This window comes from Pandoraea vervacti, from assembly GCF_000934605.2.
Classification (GTDB): Bacteria; Pseudomonadota; Gammaproteobacteria; order Burkholderiales; family Burkholderiaceae; genus Pandoraea; species Pandoraea vervacti.
In genome coordinates this window covers 5,153,522-5,168,298 of sequence record NZ_CP010897.2, presented here as the reverse complement: position 1 = coordinate 5,168,298, position 14,777 = coordinate 5,153,522, and the positions used below count along the sequence as shown (strand labels likewise).

General features: G+C 62.9%; 15 protein-coding genes and 1 tRNA gene. 4 read left to right on the top strand and 12 right to left on the bottom strand.

Annotated features, from left to right (window positions below):
• Window positions 1–23: 23 nt before the first annotated feature.
• From UC34_RS22500 to UC34_RS22490, 3 genes are all read left to right on the top strand, one after another.
• Complete coding sequence (locus UC34_RS22500) at window positions 24–635, top strand: glutathione S-transferase N-terminal domain-containing protein (protein ID WP_044457268.1); 612 nt, start codon at window positions 24–26, stop codon at window positions 633–635.
• A 76-nt stretch (window positions 636–711) separates the two neighbouring features.
• Entirely contained in the window at window positions 712–1,170 is a 459-nt protein-coding gene (locus tag UC34_RS22495; protein ID WP_044457267.1) for a ClpXP protease specificity-enhancing factor, read from the top strand.
• Between the two features lie 139 nt (window positions 1,171–1,309).
• A tRNA-Thr gene (locus tag UC34_RS22490) sits at window positions 1,310–1,385 on the top strand.
• An 80-nt stretch (window positions 1,386–1,465) separates the two neighbouring features.
• Here the strand turns inward: UC34_RS22490 and UC34_RS22485 are convergent.
• From UC34_RS22485 to tnpA, 8 genes are all read right to left on the bottom strand, one after another.
• Window positions 1,466–2,959: a TolC family protein gene (locus UC34_RS22485; RefSeq protein WP_052811195.1), complete on the bottom strand. Its 1,494-nt coding sequence runs from the start codon at window positions 2,957–2,959 to the stop codon at window positions 1,466–1,468.
• A gap of 122 nt (window positions 2,960–3,081) precedes the next feature.
• Window positions 3,082–5,589 carry a peptidase domain-containing ABC transporter gene (locus UC34_RS22480; RefSeq protein WP_063389862.1) on the bottom strand — a complete coding sequence of 836 codons (2,508 nt, stop codon included), beginning with the start codon at window positions 5,587–5,589 and terminating at the stop codon, window positions 3,082–3,084.
• A gap of 2 nt (window positions 5,590–5,591) precedes the next feature.
• Window positions 5,592–6,764: an HlyD family secretion protein gene (locus tag UC34_RS22475; RefSeq protein ID WP_084070904.1), complete on the bottom strand. Its 1,173-nt coding sequence runs from the start codon at window positions 6,762–6,764 to the stop codon at window positions 5,592–5,594.
• Between the two features lie 212 nt (window positions 6,765–6,976).
• The gene (locus UC34_RS22470; RefSeq protein WP_044457265.1) at window positions 6,977–7,168 is read right to left on the bottom strand and encodes a hypothetical protein; all 192 of its coding nucleotides are present in this window, start codon (window positions 7,166–7,168) and stop codon (window positions 6,977–6,979) included.
• Window positions 7,169–7,209: 41 nt separating this feature from the next.
• Window positions 7,210–7,362 (bottom strand): hypothetical protein, encoded by a 153-nt coding sequence (locus UC34_RS22465; protein WP_157123272.1) that lies wholly within the window; start codon window positions 7,360–7,362, stop codon window positions 7,210–7,212.
• Between the two features lie 76 nt (window positions 7,363–7,438).
• Window positions 7,439–9,025, bottom strand: a complete 1,587-nt coding sequence (gene tnpC, locus UC34_RS22460; protein ID WP_044457263.1) for an IS66 family transposase — start codon at window positions 9,023–9,025, stop codon at window positions 7,439–7,441.
• 67 nt (window positions 9,026–9,092) lie between these two features.
• Window positions 9,093–9,443 (bottom strand): IS66 family insertion sequence element accessory protein TnpB, encoded by a 351-nt coding sequence (gene tnpB / locus UC34_RS22455; RefSeq protein ID WP_044457262.1) that lies wholly within the window; start codon window positions 9,441–9,443, stop codon window positions 9,093–9,095.
• Entirely contained in the window at window positions 9,424–9,900 is a 477-nt protein-coding gene (tnpA, locus tag UC34_RS22450; protein ID WP_044457261.1) for an IS66-like element accessory protein TnpA, read from the bottom strand. Before tnpA ends, tnpB begins: the two co-directional genes overlap by 20 nt.
• Before the next feature lie 204 nt (window positions 9,901–10,104).
• Between tnpA and UC34_RS22445 the strand changes: the two genes are divergently transcribed.
• Window positions 10,105–10,916 (top strand): IS5 family transposase gene (locus tag UC34_RS22445; RefSeq protein WP_418303913.1). Its coding sequence is split into 2 segments (ribosomal slippage): window positions 10,105–10,432 and window positions 10,432–10,916, totalling 813 coding nucleotides; the frame shifts between segments, so codons are not numbered across the junction.
• A gap of 16 nt (window positions 10,917–10,932) precedes the next feature.
• Here UC34_RS22445 and UC34_RS22440 read toward each other — a convergent pair.
• The 4 genes from UC34_RS22440 to mhpD all read right to left on the bottom strand — a co-directional run bounded on the left by UC34_RS22440 (window position 10,933) and on the right by mhpD (window position 14,770).
• Entirely contained in the window at window positions 10,933–11,136 is a 204-nt protein-coding gene (locus UC34_RS22440; RefSeq protein WP_044457260.1) for a hypothetical protein, read from the bottom strand.
• A gap of 422 nt (window positions 11,137–11,558) precedes the next feature.
• Window positions 11,559–12,437, bottom strand: a complete 879-nt coding sequence (locus tag UC34_RS22435; RefSeq protein WP_044457259.1) for an alpha/beta fold hydrolase — start codon at window positions 12,435–12,437, stop codon at window positions 11,559–11,561.
• Window positions 12,438–12,579: 142 nt separating this feature from the next.
• Window positions 12,580–13,860 carry a 3-(3-hydroxy-phenyl)propionate transporter MhpT gene (mhpT, locus tag UC34_RS22430; protein WP_044457258.1) on the bottom strand — a complete coding sequence of 427 codons (1,281 nt, stop codon included), beginning with the start codon at window positions 13,858–13,860 and terminating at the stop codon, window positions 12,580–12,582.
• A 124-nt stretch (window positions 13,861–13,984) separates the two neighbouring features.
• Window positions 13,985–14,770: a 2-keto-4-pentenoate hydratase gene (gene mhpD, locus UC34_RS22425; RefSeq protein WP_044458568.1), complete on the bottom strand. Its 786-nt coding sequence runs from the start codon at window positions 14,768–14,770 to the stop codon at window positions 13,985–13,987.
• Window positions 14,771–14,777 lie beyond the last annotated feature (7 nt).

The following is a 14,777-nucleotide window of genomic DNA, read 5'->3' as shown; positions in this document are numbered from 1 at the left end:
TTGGTTTTTAAGGAAGACGCGCTATGATGGTTTTGTACTCGGGCACGACGTGCCCCTTCTCCCAGCGTTGCCGGCTGGTTCTGTTCGAAAAAGGCATGGATTTCGAAATCCGTGACGTCGATCTGTTCAACAAGCCGGAAGACATTGCGGTGATGAACCCGTACGGTCAGGTGCCGATTCTTGTCGAGCGCGATCTGATTCTGTACGAATCGAACATCATCAATGAGTACATTGACGAACGTTTCCCGCATCCGCAGCTGATGCCGGCCGACCCGGTGCAGCGTGCGCGGGCGCGTCTGTTCCTGTTCAATTTCGAGAAAGAGTTGTTCGTTCACGTGAGCGCGCTCGAAAACGAGAAGGGCAAGGCTGCGGAGAAGAATCACGAGAAGGCACGTCTGTCGATTCGTGATCGTCTGACGCAGTTGGCGCCGATCTTTGTGAAGAACAAGTACATGTTGGGCGAAGAGTTTTCGATGCTCGACGTGGCGATTGCGCCGTTGTTGTGGCGTCTGGATCACTACGGCATTGAGTTGTCGAAGAATGCTGCGCCGTTGATGAAGTATGCCGAGCGGATTTTCAGCCGTCCGGCTTACATTGAAGCACTGACGCCGTCCGAAAAGGTCATGCGTCGCTAATGGGTTGATTTGCCCGCCGGTGAGGCCGGCCTGTCGAGGGTGACGGGCGGGTTTCGTGGCGGGATACGTTGGTCATATGCCTGAAACGTCTACGAAGCCTTATTTACTGCGCGCGCTGTACGAGTGGTGTACCGACAACGGTTACACGCCGTACCTGGCCGTGCATGTCGATGCCAAGACGCGCGTTCCGCGCGAGTTTGTGAAAGATGGCGAGATTGTGCTGAACATCAGCTTCGACGCCACGAGCGGATTGCAGATGGGCAACGACTGGATCGAATTCAGCGCTCGCTTCGGCGGTATCTCACAGAAGGTGGAAGTGCAGGTACCGAACGTGCTGGCGATTTACGCTCGCGAGAACGGCCAGGGGATGGCGTTCCCGGTCGACAAGCAGGCGTCTGCGGATGAGAGTCCCGAGTTGGAAGCGGTGCCGTCGGTGCAGGAAACGGGGGAAGACGATCCGGATCCGACCCGCCCGGGCGGTAACGGCGCGGCTGGCGGCAACGCTGGACGTGCTCGCTTGAAGGTGGTGAAGTAAGTCGAAGCGAAGGCGGTGTTCGCGCGATGCTTTTCGAGGCCTTGCGTCGGGACACAGCCAAAGCGGATGACGTCACACCAATATTTCGCACCAACAGGTAGTCGCAGTAACCGGTGAATCGGTTACAATACACGACTTCGCCGGCTTAGCTCATCTGGTAGAGCAGTTGATTTGTAATCATCAGGTGGCGGGTTCGAGTCCTGCAGCCGGCACCAAATAAACAAAGGGGTTACGTGGTTTCCACGTGACCCCTTTGCGTTTCTAAAACCGCCGGCACGTTCGCAATCACCCCAACTCACCGCCGCAACGCCTCCACCGACAGCCTCCCGACATCCGCCGCCAGTTGCAAGCGCGCCGTGTGCAACGCCGTGTACGCCGCGATGTGCTGCTGTTCGGCATCGGTCAGATCGTTCTGCGCCTTGAGCAATTCCAGCAAGGTGCCCACGCCTGCCTTGTATCGCCCGAGTGCGACATCGGTCGTTTCGCGTGCGCGCGTCACCAGCGTTCCCGCCAACTGCAATGTGTCGGCGCTCGATGAAAACACCTCGTAGTGACGCCAGACATCCGCTGCAATCCGGCGCTTCACCAGATTGAGCGTCTCGCGGCGTCGGTCCACTTCCGACTGCGCGTCGCGCACGCGATATTGACGCGAGAAGCCTTCGAACAGCGGAATCGAGATCTGAATCCCGACGCTCCGGTTGTTGATCACCTGACGCGTCGTGACCTGCGTGATCGGCGTGTCGCCCCGGTCCGCCCACGCGGTCAGCGAGATCGTTGGGCGTCCCTGACTTTGCATGACGTCGACATTGGCCTGCGCGGCCTCCAGCTCGGCTTGCGCGGCAAGCACATCCGGATGCTGCGCCAGCGCCTGGTCGAGCATCGGGCCAACTGCACGCCGCTCGTCGAGTGTCTCGCTGCCCAATGGCGGCAGTGGCGTTAGCGTCAGCGCGGCGTCCGCGCGTGCGCCGATGGCCAGCGCAAGCTCACCGATCGCCAGACGCGCCGCACTCTCGGCCTGCAACGTCGCCAGACGCATGCGCGACCATGTCGTCTCCGCCTGAAGCTGGTCCGCGCGTGCGCCGATTCCCGCGGTCAGACGCGCCGCAGCGGCATCGAAACTCTCACGCGCGATTCGCTCGGCTTCGCGTGCCGAGCGCAACACGCTACGACGCGCCTGCGCCTCGTAGTAAGCCTTCACCGTGTCGAGAAAAACCGTCTGCAAGCTCGCATTCCTGGACGAAACGGCAGCATTGACCAGCGCCGTATCGCGCGTGACGGTCGCCGAGCGCTGGCCGAAGTCGTACAGCACCCACGTTAGATTCAGCGCAATGTCCGTGCTGCGGCTGTTCAGCGACGAATCGAATTCCGGCGAATCATCGTAAGTCACACGCTGACCGACCCGCGCGACACTGCCGGTCGCCGTCACGTTGGGCAGGTAGGCCGAGCGCGCCACGCCCAAACGCGCCTGCCTGCCCTGTATCTCTGCCCACGCCTGCCGCGTCCGAGGGTCCGTGGTCAGGGCCATGGCGACGGCATCCGGCAAGGAAAGCGGCGCGTCCGTGCTGGCGAGCGTATTCGCTGCCACTGGCGACGAGGTCGATGACGCCAACGCCGCTGAAGCAACCGACGCTTGCCACGAAGGCGTATCCAGCGCAGCCGGAGGGGGCGGCACCATCGTGTGCAGCGGGTCGTTCCAGCCCCAGCCAGCGGCTGTCGGAGAGAAGAGCGCCGCGCCCAGTGCAAGCAGGGCAGGCAGCAGGTGCCGAGTGCGCAATACGAAAGACGCCATGGGCACCGCAGGCGCAGCAGGTATCAAAGGCAAGGAGGGCGCGAAAGGTGCCGAAGGTGCGGGAGTCCGTGACGATGATGTCGGGTCTAGCCGCACGCGCGCGACGAGGCGTTGCACGAGGTTCATGCTGACGCCGCACCCGCCGCATCAATTGTGCCCACTGCTTCGACCACACCTGTCGCGTCAACTGAACCCGCGACTTCCACCACACCTGTCGCACCGACTGAGTCCACAGCCTCCACCACAGCAGCTGAAACCGTGACACCCACCGTTCCCGCCGGCCCCGTCTCACCCGCGACATGCGCGCCACCCACGGCACCCGAGGCATCCACGGAATCGACGGCACCCACAGCACCCACAGCACCCACAGCACCCACAGCACCCACAGCACCCACAGCACCCACAGCACCCACAGCACCCACAGCACCCACGACCCCTGAGACACCTACTGCATCCCCGCCACCCGCTCCACCACCGTTACCCCCACCCCCCGAACGCCGCGTCGTTTCTGCATGCCGGACATCGCGCACGATGCGCCCGGCGGCGAGCATCAGTTCGCGCGACGCGGTGACGATCGTCTCCGGGCGATGCGCGACGATCACGCGAGTGATTGGCAGCGTGGCGATGGCGGCGTTCACTTCCCTTTCCCGTTCGACGTCGAGATGACTCGTCGCCTCGTCCAGAAACAGCACGCTGGGCCGCTTGTAGAGCGCACGCGCGAGCAGCACGCGCTGCTTCTGTCCGCCGGAGAGCACCGTGCCCATGTCGCCGACGAGCGTGTTATACCCCATCGGCATCGCCGCAATGTCGTCGTGTATGGCCGCCACATGCGCGCATTCGCCCACCCACGAAAGGTCGGCATGCGGGTCGAAAAAGCTGATGTTCTCGGCGATGGTGCCTGCGAATAGCGTGTCGTCCTGCAACACGGTCCCGGCAAGCTGACGAAGTTTGTCCAGCCCCACGTGCCCCACCGGCACCCCGTCGAGCAAGACCTCGCCCTCGGTGGGAGGCAGAATGCCAAGCAGCACGTTGATGAGCGTGGACTTGCCGCCGCCGGAAACCCCGGTGATCGCCACCGATTCCCCCGCCTCGATGCGGAAGTTCACGCCGTCCAGCACGTAGGGCTCGTGCTCGCTGTAACGAAAACGAAGATTGCGCACCTCGATGACCGGCACCGACGGCGTGTCGCTCAGCTCGGCCGCATCTCGCCAGGTCGCGGGCGACGCGGGCTCGGGCGCATGCAGCACGATGTCCGCCAGACGCTCGCCCTGCAATTGCATCATCTTGACGTCCACCCATTTGTCGAGCAACGCACTCACACGCGTGTCGAACATCAACTTGAACGCCATGAACGCGATCAGCGCGCCCACGGTAAACGTGCCCCCAAGCACGAACCGGGCGCCGAGCCAGATGATGATGATCGTCTCGAGACCGAACAGCACCCCACTGAGCGCCCGGTAACCGAGCGCCATTTTCTGGATCGTCAGGTCCGCGTTGATCTGGTTGACGAGCAGCGTGAGCCAGCGCGAGCGTCGTTCGTCCTGCTGACGGAAGAGCTTGATGGTCTTGACGCCGCGTACCGTTTCGAGAAAGTGCGTCTGCTGCTTCGCGGTGTGCACGATCTGGGCTTCGGTCGCATCGCGCAGCGGCACGAACCACAGCCATCGGCCAAACGCGTAGAGCGCCATCGTGCCCACGGCAATCCACGCGAGCGGCGCGCTGAAGACGAACATCATGGCGAGCGTGATGCTCATGACCAGGCCGTCAAGCATCGCTTCGAGAAACGAGGTCGTGAGCGTGCGCTGGATGGCGTCGATCGCCCCGAAGCGCGAGACCACGTCGCCCAAGTGCCGCTTCTCGAAATAGGTCACAGGCAGGCGCAGCAAATGCATGAAGACGTTGCTGCGCCATTGCAGGCTCAACGTCGTGCCCAGAAACATCAGCACCCAGCCACGCGCCACGGTAGTCACCTGTTGCATCAGCAATAGCAGCGTGAACCCGATGGCGAGCGTCGTGAGCAGGTCCAGATCCGCGCTGGGCAGCACGTGATCGATCACCCACTGCATGAGGAACGGCTGCAGCACCATCAGGACTTCGAGCACCAGCGCCAGCGTGACCACGTGCGCAATGGACGCGCCGAGCCCCGTGATGCGCCCGATCAGTCGCTGCAAGCGCACAGGGCGCCGCTCGCGCAGCGGAGAGAATTGGGCCGTGGGCCACAGCTCCAGCGCCACGCCCGTGAAACTTCGCGAGATCTCGTCGAACGAGCATTTCCGAATGCCCATCGCCGGATCGAAGATCGTGACCGTGCGGCTGCTCACTTCGCGCAAGACCACGAAGTGATTGAACTCCCAATGCAGAATGCACGGCAGGCGCAGTTTGGACAGCGCGTCGATGTCGAGTTTGACCGGGCGCGACGCCAGTTCCATGCGCGCGGCGAGTTGCACGAGCGCCCCGAGCGTGAGCCCTTTGAGCGAGACCGGAAAGCGCCCACGAAGCGTCGCCAGATCCGTCTCGTGACCGTGGTAGCCGGCGATCATGCCCAGACAGGCAAGCCCGCACTCGGCGGCCTCGGTCTGAAGCATGAGCGGCATGCGTTGGCGAAAGCCCAGTGCCAGACGTTCAAGCATGATTACAGTTTCCCCGACAGACTCTGGACGGGATCGAACGCCCATTGATACAAACGGCGGCGCTGTTGCAGCAGATCGGCTTCGACCTGCATGCCCGAGCGCAGTACCCACGGTTGACCCAATGGCGACGTCGGCGTGGCGTCGAACGAGACGATGATGCGATACAGCGGCTCGCCGGCGCTTTCCCGCTGCGCGCGGGCGGCGTCGCCAAGCTGGTCTGCGGGCAGCGCCGTTCGTGCGACGGCGTCCACCACGCCGGGCTGTTGCCCGAAGCGCTCATACGGGTAGGCCTGATAGCGCAGCAGGACCTTGTCGCCCGGTTTGACGGCCCCGACGGATCGGCTCGGGGCATAGAGTTCGGCCTGAAGGCGCGAGCCCGCGGGCACGATGGCGGCGAGCGGGCGTTGGGCATCGACGACCTGACCGACTTCGGCCACCGCTGCGGTGACGATGCCCGCCTGCGGCGCCACGATCACCGCGCTGCGTTTGGCTTCGCTCTGACTCAGTGCTTCGGCGTTGCCCGAGATTTCACGATCGATCGCGGCCAGTTGTTTTGCCTGCTTCACCGCGAGTTCGGTCAGCGCATTTTGTTGGGCGGCCAGATCGGCGCCCACGCGAAGCCGCTCGCGCATGAGGGACTGGAGCTGACCGCGTTGATCGAGGGCGTCCGCCCGTTTCTGGTCAGCCTGCTCCTGCGAAATGTAGCCCTGACCGACCAGCCCGCGATAGCGCTCGGCAGTTTGTTCCGCGAGCGACACACGCTCACGCTGGCCCGCGATCTGCGCGTCCAGTGCGCCGGCTTGCCCGCGCAGACCCTTGACGGTGGCCTCAAGACTGTCGCGCTCGCTTGTCTGCATGACACGCGTCTTGTCGCGCGAATCGCGCAGGCTTTCGTCACGCTGGCGCACCTGCGCGCTGATGGCGGCCTGCGTGGCGCCCAGGGCGCTCTGGCGTTCGCCGGAGATGACGTAAAGCACGTCGCCGGTTTTCACCACCTGCTCGTCGCGCACGCGTCGCTCGACCACGATGCCGCTCTCGGGCGCGTAGAGCTTGATCAGCCCCTGTGCCGGCGCCAATTGCCCACGCACCGTGGCGCGTTGGGTATAGCTGCCAAAGGTCAGAAAGAGGATTACCGCAACGGCGAACGTCGTGAGCACGACGCTCAGCAAGCGCATGGATAGCGGCTGAACGAGAACGATCTCCCCGAGGGACGTCGTTTTTTGCGCAGCAAGCGCTTCTTCACGGAATAGGGGCACGGTGCAGGGGGCGGGGCAGCGCGATAGGTCGCGTCAGACGATGCGGGAGGGAGTAATGAAGTGTCGGCGCGTGATGTCGTACTCGAAGCAGGGCACTCGCGGCGGCTGCTGCGAGCGCCCTACGTATGACGTCAGCCCGCGACACCCCGGCCGCCTGAGAGCGGCGTCGTTGCGCCGGCGCTAGTCGTCGACGGCACGCTCAACCCGATGTTGAATCGGTTCGGGCCCACGCCGCCGCCGACCTGAGCGATTTCTTCTGCCGAGAGTTCGGCGGGCTGCACAGACTCGGTGCGTTGTGTGGTGTTTTCAGCTTTGGTTGTCATGGAGATTGCCTCTAGTAGGGTGGCTGGAATGACCGCGTGTATTAGCGCGCGATCCTGTAACCGGACAGCCCTTGGGCCGCGACAGACGTCTTGCGTAGACCCACGCCACCGCTGACCTCACTGATCTCCTGATCGCTCAGCTCCGTCACTTCCGTCGGCCGGGGCGTGGCCGTGCCCGAGACCGAGACCGACATGCGGGGCGTCTCAGCAATTTGTTCGTTATCGCGCTTCATATTGAGTAAGCGCGAATTAACCCACACCGCCGAGTGATCAGACTGAAGCGGAAGCGCCATGCGACTTGGCGAAGTTGAACGGCAAGAGATCGCTGATATCGGCATTGGCCGGGCGCTGCGGCAGCTCAGTGAGCACATGTAGCAGATACGCATACGGCTCGACATCACAGGCACGACACGTCAGCATCAAGCTATAGACGATCGCGCTGGCCTTGGCACCGGCAACGGTATCGCTGAACAGCCAGGCCTTTCGTCCCGTGGTAAACGGCCGGATATCCCGCTCGATCACGTTGTTGTCGATCGGCGCGTCACCGTCCTCGACGTAGCGTCGCAGATAATCCCATTGGTTGCGCGCATAGTTGATCGCCTTGCCAGTCAGGCTTTCTGGCAGAACTTGCGGAGCCTGTTTATCGAGCCAGACGCCGAATGCATCGAGCAACGGCACACTGTGGGCCTGGCGCAATCGGTATGTATAGCCCGTCCGGGTTTCTCCCTCAGGTAGCTCGCCACGCGCGAGCGTTTCGACCTGGTACAGCGATTTAAAGAATTCCAGCGCCTGACGCGCACGACCGTCCGGTTGCTTGTGCGCCTTGTATGCCTCGTCGAACGCCCGGCGCGCATGGGCCATGCAACCGAGCTGCGTCACGCTGCCGAGCGTGCGCCATGCGCTATAACCATCGGTCATCAGCGTGCCGGCATAGCCCTTCAGGAAGGCTTGAGGATACTGCTGGCCTCGCCCAGGCTGATACTCGAACAGCACCACCGGCTCGGCGCAGGTTTCGGCGCTGCGGTAGACCCACATGTAGGACTGGCTCTGCGCGTTCTTGCCCGCCTCTTTGAGCACCTGCACGGTGGTCTCGTCGCCATGGATCAGCGATTGCGAGAGCAGTGTGCCGCGTAAGGCGTCGTACAGCCGGGACAGATGTCGTTCGGCGGGTCGGATGACCCAGTGCGCGAGCGTGCCGCGGCTGATCTCGATGTTCGAGCGTCCCAGTGCCTCGGTCATGCGGTACAGCGGCGTGCCGTCCGCGTACTTGGCGGTCATCACCGTGGCGATCATCGCTGGACTGGCGTTGCTGCCCGGCAGCGGTTGCGCCGGCATGGGCGCAATCACGATGGGCGTGAGCTCGGCGTGCCGCTCGCAATGGCGACATGCATACTTGAGGCGCACATGCTGCACTACCGACGCCTTGACCTCGATATGCAGTTGCTCGCAGGTCTGTTCGCCCATCCGATGTAGCGCATGTTGGCAGCACGGGCAAACCTTCTGGTCATCCGGCAGATCGTATTCGATGCGCGTGCGCGGCAGGTCGGCCGGCAGAGGCTTGCGGCCTCGTTTGCCGGGGCTCGGTGCGCCGCTGGCCGGCAGCCCGGTATTGGGCAACGCGAATACGCCGTTCGGATCATCCTCGACAGGCTCGGCGACTGCCGCCTGTTCCGCCTCATCGAACACGCGATCCTTGAGCTTCTCGCTGCTGGGGGCAAAGCGCTTGAGCTGCGCGAGGCGGAACAACTCCTCGAGCTGCTCGACGCGGGCCTTGAGTTCGCGGTTGCTCGCTTCGAGCTTGCGGATATAGGCCAGCACTTCTGGCGGCAGATCGGCGGTAGGGTCTTGGGCTGACATGACGCTCACGATAGCGAAATGTCAGCATCCATGGGTTTACCGAATTTGTAACAGCCGAGCCCCTGCCTTAGCCCGCGTGCCGATACTGCCGTGCGGGGTGACGACGTACCGCCTCGATATCAATCCCGTCAAGCAGCCAGTGCAGTTGTTCGGGGGTGAGTGCCACGACAGCCTGCGCTCGGCGTGGCCAGACGAAACGGTCTTCTTCGAGTCGCTTCATCAACAGCCAGAAACCATTGCCACCCCAGCCGAGTAGCTTGATGCGATTCCGGTGCCGATTGCTGAAGGCGTAGAGCGCCGGGCCAAACGGGTCCATTCCGCCGGCCTCGACCAGGGCCGCCAGACCATTGATGGACTTGCGGAAGTCGATGGCGTCGCGATGGAGGTAGACCGCAAGCTTAGCGTCGAGCTTGAACATCGCAACGCCCCAGGCTCTCGATCATGGCCGACACCAGCGAGGCATCGTGTTCGGTGCAATCCAGACGCAGTGTGACCCCGTTGGGCATCTCGACGCTCAACTGTGCGCGCATCGGCGTGCACGGCGACAGGGGGGGCGATGCTGAAGCAGGTACGTTGGCCGGCGCTGAGCCGTGGGGGATCTCGAGGACGGGGATAAAGCTCGATGGGATGGTCGGCACCGGCGCGATTCGCTGGCCTGACAGGCCGACCCGCCCGCCACGTTCTTGATACAGCCGGATCCATCGGCGCAGCTGGTTCGCGTTCACGCCGGCCTTGAGGGCCAGCCCCGCCACCGACACGCCGCGTTGCAGGCTGGCTTCGATCAGGCGCTGCTTCGACTCCGCATCGTAGCGACGTTTGCCGTTGCGACCGACGCAGGTGACGGTCAGGGTGAGGTCTGAATTGAATTCTGTCATGGGCTGTGTCCACAATTATTTCTGCGGACACAGCTTGCCCTGACCGTCGGCTAGATACTACGTGCGGAAAAATTCGCGCTTACCATATTGATTCCTTATCGTATTGACACCTTACTTAGAATCTCTAACAAAATGAGTTTACGGGGGCTGTTAACTCAAAGTGATTTTTGTTAACCTTTGCGCAGTCATCGCTGCGCAAAGGACATGGCCAAACCAATACTCGACGACGAACTGTGGGCAATCATCCAGCCACTGCTGCCGCCACCGAAGCCTCGGCGCGCCCGCTATCCCGGGCGCAAGCCGCTGGACGATCGTGCCGTGCTCACGGGCATCCTGTTCGTTCTGCAATCCGGCATCCCTTGGGAAATGCTGCCGCAGGAAATGGGCTGCGGCTCAGGCATGAGTTGCTGGCGACGGCTACATGCCTGGCAGAAGGCTGGCGTCTGGGATCGTCTGCACGAGGTACTTCTGGCCAAGCTCCGTGCGGCCGATCGCATCGACTGGTCTCGTGTAGTCGTCGATTCCTCTTCTATCCGGGCAGTGGGGTCGGGTCAAAAACAGGACCTAACCCCACAGATCGCGCGCGACCAGGTTCAAAGCACCACGTCCTGACCGACGCCCAAGGCATTCCACTGTCGCTGATACTCACGGGCGCCAACCGCAACGACATTACCCAACTGCTGCCACTGATCGAGGCGATTCCTCCGATTCGAGGCAAGCGCGGTCGCCCCTTGTCTAAACCGCACATCGTTCAGGGTGATCGCGGCTACGACCACGACAAGTACCGCAAGCCCCTGCACGCCGTCGGCATCGCCACCGAGATTGCTCGCCGCGGCGAGCCTCACGGCAGCGGTCTTGGCAAGACGCGTTGGGTTGTCGAGCGAACCATCGCGTGGCTGCACAACTTCAAGCGATTGCGAGTCCGCTTCGAGCGCCTCGCAATCATTCACGAAGCCTTCCTGAAAATGGCTGGTTGCATCATCTGCTGGCGCCATCTCAGGAAATCATTTTGTTAGAGCTTCTTAGACCGGATCAGCTCGCCTGATAGTATTGATTGGATTTTCTGGGCAATGTCGCCGACGGGTTAGTAAGGCTAAACACCCCCCCGGGCTTCACATAGCCAGCGCCACCGCTTACCTGATCGACTTCGTGCGTCTTGAGTTCGGTGACGCCCGCCTCGGTGCTCGATTGCGCCACCGAATCGCTTTGCGTCACTGCCTTCGTCTTCATCTTCATACAGGTCTCCTGCTAGTCATGAGAAGCGGCGCGAGATCGCCGACTTCTCACGGAATTGACGTACGATCCGCGTCAATAACGGTACGGCCCCGGGTATTGGACGGGCGCTGTACCCACAACGGTTTGAAGGAAGAGAGACCCGACCTGCCCAGTTCCCGCTCAATTCCCGCGCACGACCAAAACGTGATCTTCGAAAGGAATGCTAACCACCGAGGGGCGGGGATGCATTGGACTTTAGTCGTATACGCACTGCGGTTCGGGACCACTTCGGCGGGACTGGGCTAAGGGGCATCCGAGGCTCGACGCCGCAGGATTTCGATGTCCGCAACGGGCGGAAAAATGACAAGGGGTTACGCGGTCCTCACGTAACCCCTTGTCTTGCCTGCGGAAACCACAGCGCCAGGGCGCTGTCGCCTCCGCCCTCAATGCTTCAAAAAGTCCAGAACCATCCGATTGAACGCATCCGCATGCTCCCATTGCACCCAGTGGCCGCAACGGTTGAACACATGCAATTGCGCGTTGGGCAGACCGGCCAGCAGACGCAGGCCGACGTCCATCGGCACGAAGCGATCTTCCCGGCCCCAGACGATCAGCGTCGGTGCGGCGATTTCACCAAGTCGCGTGCCATAGTCCGTGAACTGCTTCGGGTTCGCGGCGAGGCTTTTCACGAAGTTTTCGAGATGTTCGCGGTTGGCGAGCATGTTGTCGAGCCGTGCCTGCATCAGATCGTCCGTGATCGAACTGGCGTCGAAGACGAACACGTTCATCATGCGCTTCAGGTTCTCGATGGTCGGGTCCTTGTACAGACCGTTGAGCAACTTGATCCCCTCGGTCGGCATCGCCACGAACTGGCTCGGGCCACCGGTCCCACCCCCCATCAGAATCAACTTGCCCACGCGCGTCGGATTCGCCAGCGCGAACGCCACCGTGCTATGCCCACCCATCGAGTTCCCGATGATGTGCACGCGTTCGATATCGAGTGCGTCGAGCACTGCCTTCAGAACACGTCCGTTCAGCTCCGAACGGGACCCCGTGTTGACCACTGACGAGCTCTTGCCCCAACCGGGGCAATCCACCAGCAACACACGATATCCCGCCTCGACCAGCGGCGCGACGTTGCGGTTGAAGTTCGCCCATCCCGTCGCGCCCGGTCCCGAGCCGTGAAGCATCACCACGGTCTCGGCGCCGCTGCCGACATCGTTGTAATGAATGCGGAATTCGGTGTCCGCGTCGCGAATGGTGACGAAACGGCTTGTCGACGCTTCCGTGAACGGCGTGCCGGTCGATTGGGTTGCAGTCATGATGACTTCCTCTGCGAGTGTTGCCGACATAATGGCAACGATGAGAATGAAAACGAGGGCAGCAGCGATGCCGTGCGCATCTCGCTGCCCAATCCGGTGCTGTTATCGAATGCGCCGAATGGCGCCGTCGCGCGACGCCGCATCAACGTCCCGACTGGGCCATACCTCCCACAAGGCGCGGCGCGAACGTGCCCACGACCGTCAGTGCAGCCATCGCGGCGATCACGATCAGCGGAATGCTCGACGACACCAGCATCGACGCGCTCTGTCCCAGTGCGAAAAGCTGCCCGGCAATCAACGGCCCGAGAATCGACCCGAGACGTCCGATCGCCACCGCGGCGCCGACACCCGTGCCGCGCACTTCCGTCGGATAAGCCTGACCCGCCATCGAATAGAGCACCGACTGACCGCCCACGAGAAACAGCCCGCAAAAGAACGCCCCGGCGGCCATCGTCAGCGCACCGATGGCGCTCGACAGTCCCGCCAGCGACAGCGCAATACCGATATACATGCCGATCACCGTCAGGCGCGGCGAGAAGCGATCCATTACGTTGGCGATACCGATAGCGCCAATGCCCCCACCGATGTTGAACATCATGATGGCGACGCCGGCCTGCGCGCGCGACAGGCCATTGGCCACGACCATCGACGGCAGCCAGTTCATCAGGAAATAGAGCACGATGAGCGTGCCCAGATAGCTGATCCACAGCGCAATGGTCGTGCGCGTGCGCCCCTCTTTCCACAGCGCGTGCATGACGCTGGGGGTGGCCTGCGCCGTGAGTTGTGCGCTTGGGCCGGTCGTCGCGGAGCGCGCCACGCGGCTCGCCACGAACTGCGCCGATTCACGCAGGCACAGACCCAGCAGCGGCACCATCAACAGCGGACCGAATCCACCGACGTAAAACACGTGACGCCAGCCTTCTTCGCTGGGACTGACGATGCCGATCACCGCCGCCAGCGCAGCGCCGAACGGCATGCCGCAATACATCGCGCCCACGGCGGTGTTTCGGTGGCCGTGCGGGGCGGCTTCTGCGCAAAGGGCGATCAGGTTCGGCATGGCGGCCCCGAGACCCAGCCCGGTCAGAAAGCGCGCCGCGAGCAGCGACTCGAAGTTCCAGACATGCGCCGTGGCAAGTGAAAAGATGCCGAACAACGCAACGGACATCATCAATACGCGCTTGCGTCCCCACCGGTCGGCAAGCCGCCCGCCGAGCGCCGCGCCCGGCAACAGGCCAATGGCGCCGGCGCTGAAGGCCCATCCCATCTGCGCGACCGAGAGTCCGAATTCCTTGGCGATGCGCGGTGCGGCCACGCCTGCGGATTGCAGGTCGAGGCCTTCGAGCAGTGCGATGGCCAGGCACAGCCCGATCGTCGCGAAGCTGCCCCTGGCGCGGTTCGCTTCCTGCGGTGTTGATGCGTTCATTGCGTTGTCTCCATAGTCAGGGAATGTTTCCCTTGTCTGCTTATCCGTCCGCTCTTGCTGGCGGATCGTTCGATTCGGGTAATGCCTGTGTAATGCCTGTGTAACGCCTGTGTAATGCCAGTCCTCAGGCAAATACGGCCCGTACGCTGCCCAGGCCTTCGATATCGGCGACGAACGTTCCCGCTTCGGTCACGGGCGCCATGGGCCCGAGCGCACCGGTGAGTACGACGTCGCCTGCGCGAAGGGGCGTTCCCAACTGCGCCATGCGATCGGCGAGCCAGACGGCCGCGTTCAGCGGGTTGCCCAGACACGCCGCGCCGTTGCCGCGCGAGAGCACTTCGCCGTCGCGCGAGAGCGTCATGGCGCAGGCCGTCAGGTCGACGTCGGAGAGCTTCACCGGTCGACTCCCCAGCACGAACAGCGCGCTCGACGCGTTGTCGGCCACGGTGTCGACGAAGCGGATGTTCCATTGCTCGATGCGGCTGTCGACGACTTCGATGGCGGCCACGGCATACGCGCTCGCGCGCAGGATGTCGGCAAAGGTGTGCTTCTCGTGGGTGAGATCGTGCTCAAGGACGAGCGCGATTTCGGCTTCGGCCTTGGGCTGAATGAGGCGGGTCAGCGGCATCGGCTGCGCGTCGCCATACGCCATGCTGGCGAACAGCGCGCCGAAGTCGGGCTGATCCACGCCGAGTTGTTTCTGAACGGCGAGCGACGTCAGTCCGATCTTACGGCCGACAACGCGCTCGCCTGCGGCGACACGAAGGTCGACGTTGTGCTGCTGCACGGCATAGGCGCTTGCCATGTCGTCGAGTGCGATTTCGCCGCGCACCGGGGCGATGGGCTGACGCGACGTCTCGGCCTGACGAAGGCGCTCGGCGAGCGTTTGGATCAATGATGAATTCGGCATGGAGGGT

Excerpts from the sequence above, each read along its gene's own strand:
- UC34_RS22470 (WP_044457265.1), bottom strand. The coding sequence starts at position 7,168 with ATGACAACCAAAGCTGAAAACACCACACAACGCACCGAGTCTGTGCAG.
- UC34_RS22435 (WP_044457259.1), bottom strand. The coding sequence starts at position 12,437 with ATGACTGCAACCCAATCGACCGGCACGCCGTTCACGGAAGCGTCGACA.
- UC34_RS22485 (WP_052811195.1), bottom strand. The coding sequence starts at position 2,959 with ATGGCGTCTTTCGTATTGCGCACTCGGCACCTGCTGCCTGCCCTGCTT.
- UC34_RS22475 (WP_084070904.1), bottom strand. The coding sequence starts at position 6,764 with ATGCGCTTGCTGAGCGTCGTGCTCACGACGTTCGCCGTTGCGGTAATC.
- mhpD (WP_044458568.1), bottom strand. The coding sequence starts at position 14,770 with ATGCCGAATTCATCATTGATCCAAACGCTCGCCGAGCGCCTTCGTCAG.
- mhpT (WP_044457258.1), bottom strand. The coding sequence starts at position 13,860 with ATGAACGCATCAACACCGCAGGAAGCGAACCGCGCCAGGGGCAGCTTC.
- tnpC (WP_044457263.1), bottom strand. The coding sequence starts at position 9,025 with ATGTCAGCCCAAGACCCTACCGCCGATCTGCCGCCAGAAGTGCTGGCC.
- UC34_RS22480 (WP_063389862.1), bottom strand. The coding sequence starts at position 5,589 with ATGCTTGAACGTCTGGCACTGGGCTTTCGCCAACGCATGCCGCTCATG.
- tnpA (WP_044457261.1), bottom strand. The coding sequence starts at position 9,900 with ATGACAGAATTCAATTCAGACCTCACCCTGACCGTCACCTGCGTCGGT.
- UC34_RS22500 (WP_044457268.1), top strand. The coding sequence starts at position 24 with ATGATGGTTTTGTACTCGGGCACGACGTGCCCCTTCTCCCAGCGTTGC.
- UC34_RS22465 (WP_157123272.1), bottom strand. The coding sequence starts at position 7,362 with ATGTCGGTCTCGGTCTCGGGCACGGCCACGCCCCGGCCGACGGAAGTG.
- tnpB (WP_044457262.1), bottom strand. The coding sequence starts at position 9,443 with ATGTTCAAGCTCGACGCTAAGCTTGCGGTCTACCTCCATCGCGACGCC.
- UC34_RS22440 (WP_044457260.1), bottom strand. The coding sequence starts at position 11,136 with ATGAAGATGAAGACGAAGGCAGTGACGCAAAGCGATTCGGTGGCGCAA.
- UC34_RS22495 (WP_044457267.1), top strand. The coding sequence starts at position 712 with ATGCCTGAAACGTCTACGAAGCCTTATTTACTGCGCGCGCTGTACGAG.